Raw genomic sequence first — 14,205 nt, 5'->3', positions numbered from 1 at the left:
TGTCGGTAAAAATTCTACGCCTTCCGGCGATCACGGCAACGTGAGGATCTCCGCGCCCGTCTCTGTCACGACCAGGGTGTGCTCGAACTGCGCCGTCCGCCTGCGGTCCTTGGTCAGCACGGTCCAGCCGTCGTCCCACATGTCGTACTCATGCGTGCCGAGCGTCAGCATCGGCTCGATCGTGAACGTCATGCCCGGCTGAATGACGGTGGTCGCGTGCGGGGCGTCGTAGTGCGGGATGATCAGCCCGGAGTGGAACGAGGAGTTGATCCCGTGCCCGGTGAAGTCGCGGACCACTCCATAGCCGAAGCGCTTGGCGTACGACTCGATGACCCGCCCGATGATATTGACCTGGCGGCCGGGCTTGACCGCCTTGATGGCGCGATTGAGGGACTCCCGGGTCCGCTCCACCAGCAGGCGCGACTCCTCGTCGACGTCGCCGCAGAGGTAGGTGGCGTTGTTGTCGCCGTGGACGCCGTTGATGTACGCGGTGACGTCGAGGTTCACGATGTCACCGTCGCTCAGGACGGTGGAGTCCGGGATTCCGTGGCAGATGACCTCGTTGACCGAGGAGCAGAGTGATTTGGGGAAGCCGCGATAGCCGAGGGTGGAGGGGTACGCGCCGTGGTCGCACATGAACTCGTGCGCGACCCGGTCGAGTTCGTCGGTGGTCACGCCGGGTGAGATGTGCTTGGCGGCCTCCTCCATCGCCTGCGCGGCGATGCGACCCGCGATGCGCATCCGCTCGACGGTGTCGGAGTCCTGGACCTCCGGCCCGGTGTACGGGGTGGGCGCGGGCTTCCCGACGTACTCGGGGCGCGGAATGTTTCCGGGGACGGAGCGGATGGGAGAGAGCTCCCCTGGGACGAGCAGCGACTGGCCAGACATGCCAGCGAGTCTAACCAGGGGGCCATGGGGCAGCATGGCCACAGAGGAAGGAGCCGACGATGGCCCTGTTCAAGAAGCGCACGGTCGGAAAGCCGGGCGAGTGGTACTACTGCCTGGAGCACAAGAAGGTCGAAGAGGGCCCGGAGTGCCCGGCGAAGAACCGCTTCGGTCCGTACGCGTCTCGCGAGGAGGCGGCACACGCGATGGAGATCGCGCGGGAGCGGAACCTCGAGTGGGAGAACGACCCCCGCTGGCACGACGCGAACCGCCCGGCGGGCGACGACCCCGCGTAGCCACGGGGGCGGGGGAGGACGACGAGGTCGGCGCAGGGGTGCGGGGCGCGGCGGTGCGGGGTTGCCCGCGGCGCTTCCCCCACCCCGCCCCTTCCGGTAACCGGGGGCGGCGCCCGCGCACCGCCCCTGGTAGGCCCTTCGGGCGTTGTCCTCAATCGCCGGACAGGCTCGAATTGAGCCTCGTGGCCGCAGGCGGTCAGGCCCGCACCGCCGCCGCCTCCTCCTTCTGCGCCCGCCTCCGCACCGCGTCCTCGTCCGTCTCGGCGTCGTACGTCAGCAGCTTCGGCAGCGCAGCCGCCAGCAGCCCCACCGACGCCACGCACGCCACGCCCCCGCTCCAGATCGCCGGGCGGGTCCCCGTCCAGCCCGCCAGTGCGCCCGCGCGGACCTGGCCCAGCTGCGGACCGACGCTGTACGAGAGCACCTCGATGCCTGCCAGGCGGCCGCGCAGCTCCTCCGGAATCGTCTGGTTCCAGATCGTCGAGCGGCCCAGTCCGCTCAGCATGTCGCCCGCCCCCGCGAACGCCAGGCACAGCAGCACCAGCCACACGTTCGAGAGCCGGCCGGCCGCCACGATCGCCAGCCCCCAGCCCGCAGCGCCGAAGACCACGAGCAGTCCGTGCCGTCGCACCCGGGACGTCCAGCCGCTGGTCAGGCTCAGCACCACCGAGCCGACAGAGCCTGCCGCGTACATCAGGCCCAGCGCCCACTCCGCGTCCAGGTCGTCCGCCAAGAAGGGGAAGATCGTGTTCGGGAAGGCGAAGAACATCGCCGCCAGGTCGATCGCGTACGTGCCGAGCAGCACCGGGCGCGACCATGCATAGCGCGCCCCCTCCGCGATCCCGCGCAGTGACGGCTTCTCCGCGTCGTGCGCGGGCGGCGCCTCGGCGAGGCGCAGACACAGCAGTACGGACGCGATGAAGCCGAGAATCGTGATCGCGTACGCCGGCGCATGACCCGCGTATGCCACGACCAGACCCGCCAGCGCAGGTCCCGCGATCGCGCCGAGCTGCCAGCGCAGGGCATTGAGCGCGGCCGCCGCAGTCAACTGGTCGTGCGGGACGATGCGGGCCATCAGGGAGTCCAGCGCCGGGCGTTGCAGACCTGCGAGCGCCGAGACCCCGGCCGCGACCACATACAGCGGCCACAGCATCGGATCCGGGAGCAGCGCGTTCACCAGCAGGATCACGGCCAGCAGACCAAGGCCCGCCTCGGTGCCCAGGATCAGTTTGCGGCGGTCGACCGCGTCGGCCAGCGCCCCGCCGTACAGGCCGAAGACCACCAGCGGCACCAGCTCCACCGCGCCCATCGCGCCGACCGCGAGCGGGGATCCGGTGAGGTCCTTGATCTGCAGCGGCAGCGCGATCATCGCCATGAAACTGCCGAAGTAGGTGACCAGACCCTGGACCCACAGCAGCCGGAAATCGCGAGAGGACCGCCAGGGCGACAGGTCGGGGAGGATGGCGGAGAGCCTGGAGGCCATGGTCGCGGTCACAAGGCGCCATGGTCCGTGGCTGTGGTGACCCCGAGCAACCGATTTACCGGCATGGCTGGGTCTACCAGCGCGACGGTGGCGGCGACGTCAGCTGGTCCGCCAGCCGCGACAGACGGTCCCGGAAGCTCCGCCTGCCCCGGGCCACCGGCAGGCTGTTCTCCCCCGCCGCCGCGCTGACCAGATGCTGCACCGTGTCGATGTCCACCTCGTCCGCCCGCTCCGCCACCGTCAGCGCCTCGTGCGCCAGACCGTGCACCTCCGGGTCCCCGCCGTCCAGCGCCAGAACCGTCGCCCCGGCCCGCCGCGCGTCGTGCACCCGCTCGAGCAGACCCGCGTCCGGCCGCGCGGGCGCCACCACCAGCAGGGTCTCGCCCCGCCGTGCCGCCTCCAGCCTGCCGAGGCCGACCGCCAGCTGGGCGGGGCCGCCGGGCCGCACCCGGTGGCGTACGAGGGTCGGCGTCAGCTCCGGCTGCCCGGACCAGGCCGCCTCGTCAACGAGATGCGCGGCCAGATGCCACGGCTCGTACTCCTCGGTGCCCACCAGCAGCAGTCCGCCGCCCTGCGGCACGACGGACGACCGCAGCACCCCCGCGAACCGCCGGGTCGCCGCGGGCCACGCCGTGCCGGCCAGGACTTCGCGCAGCAGCGCGACGCGTACCGCATCCATGGCCCCGCATCCTGCACCACCTACGCGCCGGGCGGGGCGGGGTTGCGAGCAGCTCACCCGTTCGGGCGCCGATACTACGAAGTAAGGTCGGCCTCATGACTTCTAGTGACAGTGCAGGCACCGCGCCGAAGGCCCCGGCCAAGGATCCCTGGGACCTCCCCGACGTGTCCGGCCTGGTTGTCGGCGTCCTCGGCGGCACCGGCGACCAGGGCCGCGGGCTCGCGTACCGGCTGGCCAGGGCCGGGCAGAAGGTGATCATCGGATCCCGGGTCGCGGAGCGCGCCGAGACCGCGGCCGCCGAGCTCGGTCTCGGCATCGAGGGCGCCGACAACGCGGAGTGCTCGCGGCGCAGCGACGTGGTGATCGTGGCCGTGCCGTGGGAGGGGCACGCCAAGACCCTCGAAACGCTGCAGAAGGAGCTCGCGGGCAAGCTCGTCGTGGACTGCGTCAACCCGCTCGGCTTCGACAAGAAGGGCGCGTACGCACTCAAGCCGGAGGAAGGCAGCGCCGCCGAGCAGGCCGCCGTCCTGCTGCCCGACTCACGGGTGACCGCCGCCTTCCACCACCTCTCCGCCGTGCTGCTGCAGGACCCCTCGGTCGAGGAGATCGACACCGATGTGATGGTGCTGGGCGAGGCGCGCGCGGACACCGACATCGTGCAGGCGCTGGCGGGCCGCATCCCCGGTATGCGCGGAATCTTCGCGGGCCGGCTGCGCGGCGCCCACCAGGTCGAGTCGCTGGTCGCCAACCTGATCTCGGTGAACCGCCGCTACAAGGCGCACGCGGGTCTGCGCGTCACCGACGTGTAGGCGGTGCGGCCGCGAGAGGGGCGTGGGGGACACTGGGCGGGACGTACAACACCCGACAGGAGCCGCACCCCATGCCCCGCCTCGCTCTTTACACCCTGATCGTCTGCACGCTCGCCGTCGTCGCGGCCGTGATCTCCTTCGCGCGGGGCAGCTTGCTCGGCATCGTCTGGGTGGCGCTCGCGGGGCTGGCCTCCAACATGGCCTGGTACTACCTGCGCCGGGCGAAGGCCGAGCGCCAGGCCGGCGGCGGGGCCACGGGCTGACCGCTGCTTGGGTCGGCCGCGCCGGCTGACGGCTACCGGCGGGCCCCCGCCTGACCGCTACCGGCTGACCGCTACCGGTTGGCGACCGCCTCACAGCCGGGGTTCCGGTCGCTCCAGAACTGGTAGAAGTCCTGGCCGCAGTAGCTGTAGTCCTCCTGCACGCCGAGCCCGCTCAGCACCGTGTCGATCACGCCGAAGAACGCGATGTTCACCTCGGGGATGAACAGGAGGGCGAAGACGGCGAGCAGCCCGAACGGTGCGTACGGCTCGACCTGGCGGCGGATCTTGTACGAGAGCCAGGGCTCGATCATGCCGTAGCCGTCAAGACCCGGCACCGGCAGGGAGTTCAAAATCGCGGCCGTGATCTGGAGCAGCGCGAGGAACGCGAGCGCGAACCGGAACACCATCGGCACCCCGTCCAGCGCATCCAGCCAGAACGGCGCGGTGCACACGACCGCGAACAGCAGGTTCGTCAGGGGCCCTGCCGCCGAGATCAGGCTGTGCTTCCAGCGTCCCGTGATGCGGCCGCGCTCGATGAAGACCGCGCCGCCGGGCAGGCCGATGCCGCCCAGGATCACGAACAGCACGGGCAGCACGATGCTGAGCATCGCATGCGTGTAGGCGAGGGGGTTGAGCGTCAAGTACCCCTTGGTGCCGATCGAGATGTCGCCGCTGTGCAACGCGGTGCGTGCGTGCGCGTACTCGTGCAGACAGAGCGAGACGATCCATGCCGAGGTGACGAACAGGAACACGGCGATCCCCGGGCTTGCCGCGAAGTTCGTCCACACCGCCCAGCCGGTCACCGCCATCACGGCGGCGATTCCGAGGAAGACCGGGCTGATCCTCCGGTCGCTGTGGCGTCTTGTGGCGGTGGTCATGGGTGCGGCTCCTGGAGATATGCGGGGTGTGCGGTCGACCGTACCGGTGGCGTGGAGTGAACGTCCCACGGATGCGGCGAGGTTCCTGCTGCCCTCGTTCGCGCCGGTTATTGCTGCGCGGTTCCGGCTGCGTACCGGTGACAATGGGTGGGTGCGCTATCGGGTACTCGGCACCACTCAGGTTTTCCACGACGACGGCACGCCCGTCGCGCTCGGCGGTGCGCGGCTGCGCGCGCTGCTGGCGGTACTGGCCCTGCGACCGGGGCGTACGGTCCCGGTCGGCGTCCTCGTCGACGAGGTGTGGGCCGGCGACCCGCCGGCGGACGCGGTGGGCGCGGTCCAGGCGCTCGTCGGACGGCTGCGGCGGGCGCTCGGGCATGCGGCGGTGGCGTCGGCGCCCGGCGGCGGATACCGGCTGTGCGCCGACGGCGACGACGTGGACCTGCACCGTTTCGACCGGCGCGCGGGGGAGGGGGCGCGGGCGCTGGACGAGGGCGACGCGGTGAAGGCGGCGGCGCTCTTGGACGACGCGCTCGGGCTGTGGCAGGGGCCGGTGCTGGCCGATCTGCCCGACCGTACGGCAGAGGCCGCGCGCTGGGAGGCCCGTCGGCTGGACGCCCGCCGCGCACGCCTCGCGGCGGCGCTGGCGCTCGGCCGCGCGGACGAGGCGCTGTCGGAACTCGCCGCGCTGTGCGAGGAACACCCGATGGACGAGCGCCTGCAGGTGCTGAGGCTGCGAGCGATGCGGGACGCGGGGCGTACGGCGGAGGCGCTGGCGGCGTACGAGGGGGTACGCACCGTCCTCGCGGACCGCCTGGGCGCGGACCCGGGCCGTGAACTGCGCGCACTGCACGCGGAGTTGCTTGCCCCCGCCTCGCTACTGGAGGCAAGCCCCCAGACCCCACGCTTTTCGGGCGTTGTTCCCGATCTCGCCCAGTCTTCGTCCGGGTGGACCCCCACGGGATCGAGTTTCCGCCCGGCCGGCGGAAACTCGAGCCCCGCCGACGAGACTTCCAAGCCCCTCCGGCGATTGAGGAGCGGGGCCCCGGGCGGAGACCCGAATCCAGCCACGCCGACGATTGAGGCGCGGGGTCCGGGGAGGAGCCCCGGGCCCGCTCCGGGCAACCTCCGCGCCCGGCTCACCTCCTTCGTCGGGCGGGACGCCGACATCCACGCCATCCACGACGACCTCCGTCGCGCCCGGCTCGTCACTCTGCTCGGTCCCGGCGGGGCCGGGAAGACCCGGTTGTCGCAGGAGGCCGCCGAGCGGGCCGTCGACGGGACTGGGGCACAAGAGAGCCCCTGGCCGGACGGCGTCTGGCTGGCCGAACTCGCCCCCGTGGACGCCCCCGAGACCGTGCCCGAGGCCGTCCTCACCGCGCTCGGCGCCCGTGAGACCGTGCTGCGCGGCGCCGGCGCGGAGGAACTGCGGGCCGCCGAGCGGCACAGCGACGACCCTCTCGTACGGCTGGCCGAGCACTGCTCACGCCGTCGCATGCTGCTGCTCCTCGACAACTGCGAGCATGTCGTCGACGCCGCCGCCACGCTCGCCGAGCGGCTGCTGGAGAGCTGCCCGGACGTCACGGTGCTGGCGACCAGCCGTGAACCACTGGGCGTGCCGGGCGAGTTGGTGCGCCCGGTCGGTCCGCTGCCCGACCCGATGGCGCTGCAGCTGCTCGCCGACCGCGGCGCCGCCGCCCGGCCCGGATTCCGTATCGACGCCGACGAGGCCACCGCCGCCGCGTCCGCCGAGATCTGTCACCGCCTCGACGGACTGCCGCTCGCGATCGAACTCGCCGCCGCCCGCCTGCGGATGCTCACCCCGCGCCAGATCGCCGACCGTCTCGACGACCGCTTCCGCCTGCTGACCAGCGGAAGCCGTACCGTACTGCCCCGTCAGCAGACACTGCGTGCCGTCGTCGACTGGTCCTGGGACCTGCTCGACGACGCCGAACGCGCCGTCCTGCGGCGGCTGTCCGTCTTCGCGGGCGGCTGCGACCTCCCCGCCGCTGAGGCGGTCTGCGCGGACTCCGGAACGGACCGCGGCAGCCTGGACGTCGCCGACGCGCTCGGCTCGCTCATCGACAAGTCCCTCGTCGTCGCCGCCCCGACGTCCGACGGGCAGATGCGCTACCGCCTCCTCGAAACGGTCGGCGAGTACGCGGCCGAGCGGCTCGACGAGGCCGCCGAACGCGCCGCCGTCGAGTGGCAGCACCTGCTCCACTACCGGGAGTTGGCGCGCACCACCGATCCCCTGCTGCGCGGCCCCGGCCAGCGCGCCGCCATCGGCCTGCTGCAACTGGAGTACGAGAATCTGCGCACCGCGCTCCGCCGTGCCGTCGCCGCCCGCGACGAGCAGGAGGCACTCCACCTCCTCCTCTCGCTGGCCTGGTACTGGCAGATGAAGGACCTGCGCACCGAGGCCAGGCACTGGACCACCGTCGTGGGCGAGCTCGGCCCCGACCCGTTCGCGTCGCCCGTCGAGCCCGCGCAGCCGGTCTTCGAGCGCTTCACGGACGCGCCGCCGCCCATGTCGCCCGAGCTGCTGCAGGAGGCCAGGCGTGGCGCGGCGCTGATCCGGATGGTCTTCATGGACTACGACATGGACGAGTGGACCTCGCCGGAGAGGCTGGAGCGGCTGGGCAGGGTCACCCAGGTCTACCGGCCCGGGCTGCCGCAGACCTGCCGGCCTCCGGGATCGCTCTGGTTCTTCGCCGTCGTGGTCACCGGAGACAACGAGCGGCTCAGGGAGTTGCTGAACGAGACCGTCGACGCCTGCCGCGCGTACGGATACGAGTGGGAGCTCGCCGCATCCCTCCAGGCGCGGGCCAATGTCCTCGCCAACCGCAGTCAGTGGGCCGGCGACGCGGCCGGCGACGCCGACGAGGCGCTGGAAATCTTCACCCGGCTCGGCGACGCCTGGGGCGCCGCCGAGGCATTGTCCGCGCGAGGCGAGGCGCACGAGCGGCGCGGTGAATACCCGCTGGCCGCAGAGGACTTCACGGCCGCCATCCGGTACGCGGAGCGGATCGGGGCCCAGGCCCAGGCGGCCGTGCTGCGCACGCGCCTCGGCGGCAATCTGATGGAGACGGGTGAGGGCGAGCGCGGCGAGGCGCTCATCCGCGAGGTGCTGGCCACGGGCACGAACCTGGGGAACGAGTCGACGGCCATCGCCCGGCTGCTGCTGGGCCTGTGGCTGGGCCGCACCGGCCGCACCCAGGAGGCGCGCGTCGAGATCGAGCGGCTGCTCGAGCAGTTCAGGTCCAACACCTTCGCGATCTTCGAGGGCATTGTGTTCGGCTACCTCGCCTGGCTGGATCTCCTCGACGGCGAGTACGAGCCGGCTCTGGAGCGGGCGCGTACGGCACTGGCTAAGGCGAAGGATCCGCTGACCCGGATGGTCGCCCCGCAGATGCCGTCCGTGTACATGGTCACCGCCGCCGGCGCGCTGGCCCGGGGACGCCCGGAGCGCGCGCCGGACGCGGCCCGGTTGCTCGGCGCGTCCGACGCCATGCTGCCGCACGGCCACTTCGCGCCCCATTACGAGCGGGAGAACAGGGCCTCTTCCGAGGCCGCGGTGCGCACGGCGCTCGGTGACGACGCCGCCTACGAGGCCGCCTACGCCGAGGGCGGCGTCCTCTCACCCGATGAGGCCGCCGCCCTGGTGTGACTTTGCGTCAGGATCAGGTCTTCTTACGGAACTTGGCGACCGCGAGTGGCGCCGTGACCGCCGTAATGACCGCGGCCCAGCCGAGCGTCATCCACACGGAGTCGGCGACCGGGCCGCCGTTGATCAGATTCCGTGCCGCGTCCGCGAGGTTGGAGAGCGGGTTGTAGTCGGTGAAGCTCTGCAACCAGCCGGGCATCGTGGTCGGTGGCGCGAAGATCGACGACCCGAACTGCAACGGCATGAGTACCAGCATGGCCACCCCCTGGACGGCCTGGGCCGTCTTCATGGTGAGACCGAGCAGAATGAAGATCCACATCAGCGAGGCGCCGAAGACCACGGACAGGCCGATAGCCGCGGCCAGTTCGAGGACCGAGGTGTGGATCTGCAGGCCGAGCAGGAAGCCCATGCCGAGCAGGACGGCGGTGGCGACCAGCATCCGGCCGATCTCGACCACGATCTTCGCGATGAGAACGGAGGACCGGGCGATCGGCATGGACCGGAAGCGGTCCATCACGCCTTTCTTGAAGTCGTCGTTGACGCCGGTGCCCACCGCCATGGCGATGTTCATGCCCATCATCGCCATCAGGCCGGGGATCACATAGTTCACGTACGCCTGCTGGTTGCCCTTGCCGGAGATCGCGCCGCCGAAGACGTACACGAACAGCAGCGTGAAGACGATCGGCATCAGCACGGCGTCGAACATCGACTCCGGGTCCTGCTTGATCTGCAGGGCGTTGCGGCGCACCAGCGCGCCGATGTGCCGCACATTGGCCCGCAGACCGATCCGGCCCTCGCCGGGAAGCGCCTTCGCCGGCGCGGCAGTGATCGTTACCGCGCTCATGCGGCGACCTCCTCAGCAATCGTGTCGGAGATCTCCGACGACAGGGTCTTCTCACCGGTGATCGCCAGGAACACCTCGTCCAGGCTGGGCAGATGGGTGCCGATGTGCGCGATGCCGAAGCCGCGAACGCCCAGCAGACCGACCACCGCGGTCAGTTGCTCATCGCTCAGGATCGGCACGTACAGCAGTCCCTCGTCCAGGACGGCCTGCGCCCCCGCGAGCCCGTCCAGACCGGCGTCGGCGACCGCCGCCGCCATCGCGGGCAGCTGCGCCGGATCGCTCGGCCGGATCTGCAGGGTGCGGCCGCCCACCTTCGCCTTGAGCTCGTCCACCCGGCCGTTGGCGATGACCCGCCCGCGGTCGATGACCGTGAGCTCGCTCGCCAGCTGCTCGGCCTCCTCCATGTACTGGGTGGTCAGCAGTACGGTCGCCCCGTCCGCGACCATCCGCCGCACCTCGTCCCAGACCTCGTTACGGGTCCGCGGGTCCAGGCCGGTCGTCGGCTCGTCCAGAAAGAGCACCGCCGGGCTGCCGATCATCGAGGCGGCCAGGTCGAGCCGTCGGCGCATGCCGCCGGAGTACTGCATCGCGGGGCGCTTCGCGGCCTCGGTGAGCGAGAAGCGCTCCAGCATCTCGTCGGCCCGTAGCCGGGCGTCCTTGCGCGACAGGTCGAGCAGCCGCCCGATCATGTAGAGGTTCTCCCAGCCGGACAGCTTCTCGTCGACCGAGGCGTACTGCCCGGTGAGGCCGATGACGCGGCGCAGCTGGCGCGGCTGTCTCAGCACGTCGTAGCCGGCGACGACGGCGTGGCCGGCGTCCGGGGAGACGAGGGTGGAGAGGCAGCGCACAAGTGTCGTCTTGCCGGCGCCGTTGGGACCGAGGACACCGAGGACCGTGCCCTCGCGCACGTCAAGGTCCACCCCGTCCAGTGCCTTCGTCTCGCCGTAGTGCTTTACGAGGCCTCGTACCTCGACGGCGTTCTTGTCGATTCGTGTCATGCCGTACACGATTGCAGCCGCCACCGACAGCCTGCCGACAGATCACCGACAAGCCGGTGACAGCCGCACCGACAACGGGGGGAGGGGCAGGTCGGGCCCCGTGGAGGGTCAGTACTAGGCAGGCTTGGCGTAGTCCCCGAAGCCGGCCCAGTCGATCATGACGCAACTCTCGTCCCCCAGCACCCATGCGTCATGGCCGGGTGTGACGGAGATGAAGTCGCCGGGTCCCGTGTCCACGGACTCACCGTCGTCCATGACGATCTTCATCCGTCCGCTGATGATGTATCCGACGTGAGCGGCCTGACAACTCTCGGTGCCCGCAAGGGGTTTGACGTGCTTGGACCACTGCCAGCCCGGCTCGAACACGGCCTTGCCCACCGGACCCTGGTCGGTGTTGAGAAGGGCGACGTTTCCCTTGCCTTCCACGAAGGGCCGGGTCTCATCGGCCGAATCGAAGTTCTTGGCAACGATTCCCGTCATGGTCATCCGCCTCCCGGGCGGAGAGTGCCTCCCGAGTCCAGTTCCAGGCTACGCCGAGGCCTCCCGGGGGTCGCGCGAACCCCGACAGCCCGCCGATGGGGGATGTCGGCGGGCTGTCGTCTGTACCGGGGGTGGCTGTTGGGCGGTGCTCAGTGGAAGGTGTGCTCCTCCTGCGGGAACGCACCGCCGACGACGTCGTCGGCGAAGGCCTTCGCGGCGTCGCCGAGCGTCTGGCGCAGGTTGGCGTACTGCTTGGTGAAGCGCGGCACCTTGCCGCCCGTCAGGCCCGCCATGTCGGTCCAGACGAGGACCTGGGCGTCCGTGTCGGGGCCCGCGCCGATGCCGATGGTCGGGATCTGCAGGCTGCGGGTGACCTCGGCGGCGACCTCGGCCGGGACGAGCTCCAGGACGACGGCGAACGCACCCGCGTCCTGCGCCGCCTTGGCGTCGCGGACCAGCCGGTGGGCGGCCTCGTCGCCGCGGCCCTGGACGCGGTAGCCCATGGTGTTGACGGACTGCGGGGTCAGGCCGAGGTGCGACATGACCGGGATGCCCGCCTGGACGAGCAGTTCGGTCTGTCCGAGCGAGCGCTCGCCGCCCTCCAGCTTGATCGCGCCGACGCCCGCGTCCTTGACCAGCCGGGTGGCGTTGCGCAGGGCCTGGACGGGGCCTTCCTGGTACGAGCCGAACGGGAGGTCGCCGACGATGAGGGCTCGCTTGGTGCCCCGTACTACGGCGGCGGACAGCAGCGTCATCTCGTCCATCGTGACCGGGACGGTGGTCTCGTAGCCGAGGTGACAGTTGCCCATGGAGTCGCCGACGAGCATGACCGGGATTCCGGCCTCGTCGAAGACGGACGCGGTCATCGCGTCGTATGCGGTGAGCATCGGCCACTTCTCGCCGCGCTCCTTGGCGGCGGCGATGTCGTGGACGGTGATGCGGCGAGTGCCCTTACCGCCGTACAGCGCCTTGCTGCTGTCGGTGGGCTTCTGGGCAGCCTGAAGCGTCATGGTCAACGGCTCCTTCGTCATCTCGAGGCGCCCTCACGGCGTCCCCGGATCACCCCCATGGTGGCACCTCGTGCCGCTCCGGCGGAAGAGGACCGGTACATTCGGTAAAGTGCCCTATACGAGACGGTCTCGTATCGGAAATAGGTAACGCAGGGGATCATGTCGACTCTGTCCGGCGCACCTGCTCCACCCCGCATACCCGAGGCCGTCCACCGGCGGCGCTGGGCGATCCTGGCCGTCCTGATGTTCGGCCTGCTCATCGTCGTGCTGGACAACTCGATCCTGAACGTGGCGGTCAAGACGATCGCCAGCCCCGAGCCCACGGGCATCGGCGCGACCCAGAGCGAGCTGGAGTGGGCCATGAACTCCTACACGCTCGTATTCGCGGGGCTGCTGTTCACCGCGGGCCTGTTCGGCGACCGCATCGGCCGCAAGAAGGTGCTGGTTTTCGGCGTCGCCGTCTTCGGCGTCGGCTCGGCCCTGGCGGCGTTCTCCGGCTCGCCCGGCGAGCTGATCGCGTACCGCGCGGTGATGGGCTTCGGCGGGGCCTTCGTGATGCCGGCGACGCTCGCCGTAGTGATGGACGTGTTCGAGCGCCACGAGCAGCCCAGGGCGATCGGCATCTGGGCGGGCAGCGTCGGCGTCGGCATGGCCATCGGCCCGATCACCGGCGGGCTGCTCATCGAGCACTTCTGGTGGGGCTCGATCTTCCTCATCAACGTGCCGGTCGTGGTCGTCGCGCTGATCGCGATGGCGCTGCTCCTGCCGGACTCCAGGGACCCCAACCCCGGTCGTATGGACCCACTCGGCGTAATGCTGTCCATCATCGGGCTGATCCTGCTGGTGTACGGAATCATCCGCGGCGGCGAGCTGGCGGACTTCTCGGCGCCGTCCGTGCTGCTGCCGATGGTGGGCGGTCTGGTGGTACTCGTCTGCTTCGTCCTCCACGAGTGGCGCACCGACCATCCGGCCGTCGACATCACGTACTTCAAGAGGCCCGCCTTCGCGGCGGCGGTCACCGCGATCGCGCTGGTCTTCTTCGCGCTGACGGGCGTGACCTTCTTCTCCGCGTTCTATCTGCAGAGCGTGCGCGGCTACGGCGCGCTGGAAGCGGGCCTGCTCATTCTGCCGCTGGCCGTGGCGCAGATGGTCGTCGCGCTGCGCGCGCGGCTGATCGTCGACCGGTTCGGGGCGCGGTCGGTGTGCACGGTCGGCATGCTGCTGGTCGCAATGGTGCTGGCGGCTTTCGTGATGTTCGATGTCTCGACCCCGCTGTGGGTGATCGAACTGGTTCTGTTGATGCAGGGCGTGGCGATGGCGCTCATCACGCCCCCGGTGACGGTCTCGGTGATGCAGTCGCTGCCCCGCGAGAAGGCGGGGTCCGGCTCGGCGGTCAGCAACACCTTCCGCCAGGTCGGCGGGGCACTGGGTATCGCGGTGCTCGGGTCGCTGCTGTCCACGCAGTACCGGGGGGCGATCGAGGGGCACCTCTCAGTGGTCCCGAGCGGCGCCCGCCAGGCCGCGGGCGAATCGATCGAGGCGACGCTCGCGGCCGCGGAGAAACTCGGCCCGGCGGGCAGGGCGCTGATCGGCCCGGCGAACGAGGCGTTCCTGCACGCGATGCATCTGACGGCGCTGGTCTCGACGGGTGTGGCGCTGATCGGCGCGCTGGTGGTGGCGGTCTTCCTGCCGGACGGAGACCCCGAGCCGGAACGGGAGAGCGCCGAAGGCGCTCCGGGGCGGGCGCTGCCCGTCAGCGGGCGATGACGATGACGAGAGGCGGACCGGACGTGCCGGTGAGCGACCACCAGGACAACCGCGGCCACGACGCGGATCCTCCCGCCCGCCGCAACCGCCCTCCCCGCGACGCGGGGCCTGCCACCGCGGGGCGTGCCACCGCGGGGCGTGCCACC

At 70.9% G+C, this 14,205-nt stretch carries 13 protein-coding genes; 5 read left to right on the top strand and 8 right to left on the bottom strand.

From position 1 onward, the window contains the following. Nucleotides 1–30: 30 nt before the first annotated feature. Nucleotides 31–888 carry a type I methionyl aminopeptidase gene (gene map, locus J7E87_RS32330; protein ID WP_215098186.1) on the bottom strand — a complete coding sequence of 286 codons (858 nt, stop codon included), beginning with the start codon at nucleotides 886–888 and terminating at the stop codon, nucleotides 31–33. A 59-nt stretch (nucleotides 889–947) separates the two neighbouring features. Here map and J7E87_RS32325 point away from each other — a divergent pair, with 59 nt between their 5' ends. Next, complete coding sequence (locus J7E87_RS32325; RefSeq protein WP_215098185.1) at nucleotides 948–1,181, top strand: hypothetical protein; 234 nt, start codon at nucleotides 948–950, stop codon at nucleotides 1,179–1,181. A 196-nt stretch (nucleotides 1,182–1,377) separates the two neighbouring features. Here J7E87_RS32325 and J7E87_RS32320 read toward each other — a convergent pair whose 3' ends face one another. Next, the gene (locus tag J7E87_RS32320) at nucleotides 1,378–2,664 is read right to left on the bottom strand and encodes an MFS transporter (RefSeq protein WP_215098227.1); all 1,287 of its coding nucleotides are present in this window, start codon (nucleotides 2,662–2,664) and stop codon (nucleotides 1,378–1,380) included. 73 nt (nucleotides 2,665–2,737) lie between these two features. Beyond that, nucleotides 2,738–3,343 (bottom strand): hypothetical protein, encoded by a 606-nt coding sequence (locus J7E87_RS32315; RefSeq protein WP_215098184.1) that lies wholly within the window; start codon nucleotides 3,341–3,343, stop codon nucleotides 2,738–2,740. Between the two features lie 95 nt (nucleotides 3,344–3,438). On the opposite strand from J7E87_RS32315, the gene npdG reads away from it, so the two are divergent. Together npdG and J7E87_RS32305 are read left to right on the top strand one after the other, a co-directional pair. Further along, nucleotides 3,439–4,152, top strand: a complete 714-nt coding sequence (gene npdG, locus J7E87_RS32310) for an NADPH-dependent F420 reductase (RefSeq protein WP_215098183.1) — start codon at nucleotides 3,439–3,441, stop codon at nucleotides 4,150–4,152. A gap of 71 nt (nucleotides 4,153–4,223) precedes the next feature. Continuing rightward, nucleotides 4,224–4,415: a hypothetical protein gene (locus J7E87_RS32305; protein ID WP_215098182.1), complete on the top strand. Its 192-nt coding sequence runs from the start codon at nucleotides 4,224–4,226 to the stop codon at nucleotides 4,413–4,415. Between the two features lie 71 nt (nucleotides 4,416–4,486). Here J7E87_RS32305 and J7E87_RS32300 read toward each other — a convergent pair whose 3' ends face one another. Then, nucleotides 4,487–5,293: a site-2 protease family protein gene (locus J7E87_RS32300; RefSeq protein ID WP_215098181.1), complete on the bottom strand. Its 807-nt coding sequence runs from the start codon at nucleotides 5,291–5,293 to the stop codon at nucleotides 4,487–4,489. Between the two features lie 151 nt (nucleotides 5,294–5,444). Here J7E87_RS32300 and J7E87_RS32295 point away from each other — a divergent pair, with 151 nt between their 5' ends. Beyond that, nucleotides 5,445–8,963: a BTAD domain-containing putative transcriptional regulator gene (locus J7E87_RS32295; RefSeq protein WP_308313160.1), complete on the top strand. Its 3,519-nt coding sequence runs from the start codon at nucleotides 5,445–5,447 to the stop codon at nucleotides 8,961–8,963. 13 nt (nucleotides 8,964–8,976) lie between these two features. Here the strand turns inward: J7E87_RS32295 and J7E87_RS32290 are convergent, their stop codons facing one another. The 4 genes from J7E87_RS32290 to panB form a co-directional block, all read right to left on the bottom strand. Continuing rightward, nucleotides 8,977–9,804, bottom strand: a complete 828-nt coding sequence (locus tag J7E87_RS32290; protein ID WP_215098179.1) for an ABC transporter permease — start codon at nucleotides 9,802–9,804, stop codon at nucleotides 8,977–8,979. Further along, complete coding sequence (locus tag J7E87_RS32285) at nucleotides 9,801–10,802, bottom strand: ATP-binding cassette domain-containing protein (RefSeq protein WP_215098178.1); 1,002 nt, start codon at nucleotides 10,800–10,802, stop codon at nucleotides 9,801–9,803. The genes J7E87_RS32290 and J7E87_RS32285 overlap by 4 nt, the downstream gene beginning before the upstream one ends. 114 nt (nucleotides 10,803–10,916) lie before the next feature. Next, the gene (locus J7E87_RS32280; protein WP_215098177.1) at nucleotides 10,917–11,282 is read right to left on the bottom strand and encodes a cupin domain-containing protein; all 366 of its coding nucleotides are present in this window, start codon (nucleotides 11,280–11,282) and stop codon (nucleotides 10,917–10,919) included. A 149-nt stretch (nucleotides 11,283–11,431) separates the two neighbouring features. Next, nucleotides 11,432–12,292 carry a 3-methyl-2-oxobutanoate hydroxymethyltransferase gene (panB, locus tag J7E87_RS32275; protein WP_215098176.1) on the bottom strand — a complete coding sequence of 287 codons (861 nt, stop codon included), beginning with the start codon at nucleotides 12,290–12,292 and terminating at the stop codon, nucleotides 11,432–11,434. 159 nt (nucleotides 12,293–12,451) lie between these two features. Here panB and J7E87_RS32270 point away from each other — a divergent pair, with 159 nt between their 5' ends. Further along, complete coding sequence (locus tag J7E87_RS32270; protein WP_215098175.1) at nucleotides 12,452–14,059, top strand: DHA2 family efflux MFS transporter permease subunit; 1,608 nt, start codon at nucleotides 12,452–12,454, stop codon at nucleotides 14,057–14,059. The last annotated feature ends 146 nt before the right edge of the window (nucleotides 14,060–14,205 follow it).

It is taken from the genome of Streptomyces sp. ISL-1, assembly GCF_018614585.1.
GTDB classification, from domain to species: Bacteria; Actinomycetota; Actinomycetes; order Streptomycetales; family Streptomycetaceae; genus Streptomyces; species Streptomyces maoxianensis.
This window is presented reverse-complemented; position numbering and strand designations above follow the sequence as displayed.

What these genes read in the sequence shown, in the direction of transcription:
- map (WP_215098186.1), bottom strand. Translation starts at nt 888, where the DNA reads ATGTCTGGCCAGTCGCTGCTCGTCCCAGGGGAGCTCTCTCCCATCCGC.
- J7E87_RS32325 (WP_215098185.1), top strand. Translation starts at nt 948, where the DNA reads ATGGCCCTGTTCAAGAAGCGCACGGTCGGAAAGCCGGGCGAGTGGTAC.
- J7E87_RS32320 (WP_215098227.1), bottom strand. Translation starts at nt 2,664, where the DNA reads ATGGCCTCCAGGCTCTCCGCCATCCTCCCCGACCTGTCGCCCTGGCGG.
- J7E87_RS32315 (WP_215098184.1), bottom strand. Translation starts at nt 3,343, where the DNA reads ATGGATGCGGTACGCGTCGCGCTGCTGCGCGAAGTCCTGGCCGGCACG.
- npdG (WP_215098183.1), top strand. Translation starts at nt 3,439, where the DNA reads ATGACTTCTAGTGACAGTGCAGGCACCGCGCCGAAGGCCCCGGCCAAG.
- J7E87_RS32305 (WP_215098182.1), top strand. Translation starts at nt 4,224, where the DNA reads ATGCCCCGCCTCGCTCTTTACACCCTGATCGTCTGCACGCTCGCCGTC.
- J7E87_RS32300 (WP_215098181.1), bottom strand. Translation starts at nt 5,293, where the DNA reads ATGACCACCGCCACAAGACGCCACAGCGACCGGAGGATCAGCCCGGTC.
- J7E87_RS32290 (WP_215098179.1), bottom strand. Translation starts at nt 9,804, where the DNA reads ATGAGCGCGGTAACGATCACTGCCGCGCCGGCGAAGGCGCTTCCCGGC.
- J7E87_RS32285 (WP_215098178.1), bottom strand. Translation starts at nt 10,802, where the DNA reads ATGACACGAATCGACAAGAACGCCGTCGAGGTACGAGGCCTCGTAAAG.
- J7E87_RS32280 (WP_215098177.1), bottom strand. Translation starts at nt 11,282, where the DNA reads ATGACGGGAATCGTTGCCAAGAACTTCGATTCGGCCGATGAGACCCGG.
- panB (WP_215098176.1), bottom strand. Translation starts at nt 12,292, where the DNA reads ATGACGCTTCAGGCTGCCCAGAAGCCCACCGACAGCAGCAAGGCGCTG.
- J7E87_RS32270 (WP_215098175.1), top strand. Translation starts at nt 12,452, where the DNA reads ATGTCGACTCTGTCCGGCGCACCTGCTCCACCCCGCATACCCGAGGCC.